Origin of the sequence: Extibacter sp. GGCC_0201, from assembly GCF_017566055.1 — a bacterium.
Lineage (GTDB): Bacteria > Bacillota > Clostridia > Lachnospirales > Lachnospiraceae > Extibacter.
The window spans coordinates 1-2,025 of sequence record NZ_JABFCH010000054.1; the positions used below are offsets into that span (position 1 = coordinate 1).

The window sequence follows — 2,025 nt, forward strand, 5'->3', positions numbered from 1 at the left end:
GATAATTCGTAGTTATCCTTTTTGTTTTGTTAAACTAATACATTATTAAATACAGGAAAAATTATGGAAGAGAAATATACATTACCTCAAAACTTAGTACTTCTCATATCTGGTGTTCCCGGTGTAGGAAAAACTACACTTTCCGCTGAACTTCTTAAAGCATATAAAGAATTCCGACTTGTCGAAGAGACTGATGTGATTCGTGAAATTTTAAGAGGATATAATTGTTATTTATTTTATGAGTATGGTTTTTTACAAGATAATATTTATTCACATAATAGATTTTTAACTTACGACATGGCAAAAGAGCAATGCAGAATTATGAAAAATTCTATTATAAATATCATTCAGCGTCAACAAAGGAAAGAGATTCCTTCTATTATAAATGGTGTACATATTATTCCAGAAGAACTATATATACACCTAAAGGTTCCTAACATAATATATATTAATTTGTATGTAGATTCAGAAGAGAGTCTATGGGAACGCTTAAAAAAACGAAATCCTCAAAAATACAAATTAGAATGTGTACCACTTTTATACCAAACCAATATAGATTTAAAGAATAGTATATTACATTTAAGTGAAAAGATTCATGGTTATAATATTAATGTAAGTTTGAGTTCTATATCGGAAACATTAGGCGAAATAGAGGAAATTTTTCATCAATTATATAGTGATTAATCCCATCTGTAATGGTAAGTATGTATGATCTACATGGGAGCGCGATTCTCTGTTTTATACAATACCAGAAATATCAGTCAAGACTAGAAATCTCCACTTTGACTGCATTTCAGTTTAAAATAAATTTTTAGCATTATCCCAAACGGCACAATACTTTTCAATACATTCTTTCCCTCTCTTGGAAGTTGCACTAAAGACTTCAAATTTTGTATCTGTCATAATTTGAGGAGCACCATTTTCATCAAAATGTGGTTTAGAATAAATGATACAGTTATCTAGACGGATTATAATTTCTTCTCGCCTATTTGAATATTTGCGAAAACATTTTTGTAAAATAGGATTATCACCAATTTGATATTTGGCTCTTTTAATTGTAGCATCTAATTCCTGTAAAAAAATATCCTGCTGTTTATGTGCAAACTTTACTTCTTCTGCTTCAGGATTCAAAAACATACATCTAAAATCAATGCCAGACATATTTTCTGTTACAGATTTTTCTTCTAAATATTCAAATAGCTCTTTGTAATTTCCACCAAATAATTTCATGTTTTTTCTTCCGTAAATCCACAAGTATTTGCCGGTATATAAGAATGATTGCACAATTGCTTTCCATAAATCAAATGTTTCAAATCCTGTCATAAAGTATGCTGTTTTATTTCTATAAATAGGACTCTCTATTTTAAAAGAATTATTGTTTAACAACACATCAACAAAATCTTCACATTGTATATCTACTTGTCGATGTTTATCTTTTATCTTTTCTACATTTTTAATAAAATTTGAGAGAATATTTCTCGTATACGAAGAATCACGCAATCCAAAACACTTTATAAATGATGTTTCAAAATCTGTACTATTTATATTAATTTCTCGAGCAATATTCATTGGATTATCTATCCATGAATGCCAATTGACATCATTATCAAACAACAGTGGAATAACCTTTTTGTTAAGTCCACAAGCAAAACCTGCTTCATAAAGCAGCCATGGCGATTTTTTGTTTTCCTTAGTAAAACAAAGTAATAACAAATCACATTCTACGATTTTTTTGATTATTTTTTCTTGAACCTTTTCACCTGCTGCAATATTTTCCTCTGACATAAATACATTTGAATGAGGATTAAGACTTTCTAGGAGATATTTTATTTCCAATGCAAATTCTCTACTTTTAGCTTTGGACCAGCTCACGAAGATATTTGACATATTATATATTCTTCCTTTCCTTTTGTCAGTTCGATATATCCTGTTAAATTCAGGGCCATATATCGAAAGGCTTATATTAATGGATTTTAAAATAGCGGTTTTTATTATCCAAAACAAAAAGGATAACTACGAATTATC

2 protein-coding genes are annotated in these 2,025 nt (G+C 28.9%); one reads left to right on the plus strand and one right to left on the minus strand.

What is annotated here, in order from left to right; genetic code table 11:
• Nucleotides 1-63: 63 nt before the first annotated feature.
• The gene (locus tag HJV72_RS18690; protein ID WP_208073352.1) at nucleotides 64-684 is read left to right on the plus strand and encodes an AAA family ATPase; all 621 of its coding nucleotides are present in this window, start codon (nucleotides 64-66) and stop codon (nucleotides 682-684) included.
• Between the two features lie 114 nt (nucleotides 685-798).
• On the opposite strand, the gene HJV72_RS18695 is transcribed toward HJV72_RS18690, so the two are convergent.
• Nucleotides 799-1,887, minus strand: a complete 1,089-nt coding sequence (locus HJV72_RS18695; protein ID WP_208073354.1) for a toll/interleukin-1 receptor domain-containing protein — start codon at nucleotides 1,885-1,887, stop codon at nucleotides 799-801.
• Between the last annotated feature and the right edge of the window lie 138 nt (nucleotides 1,888-2,025).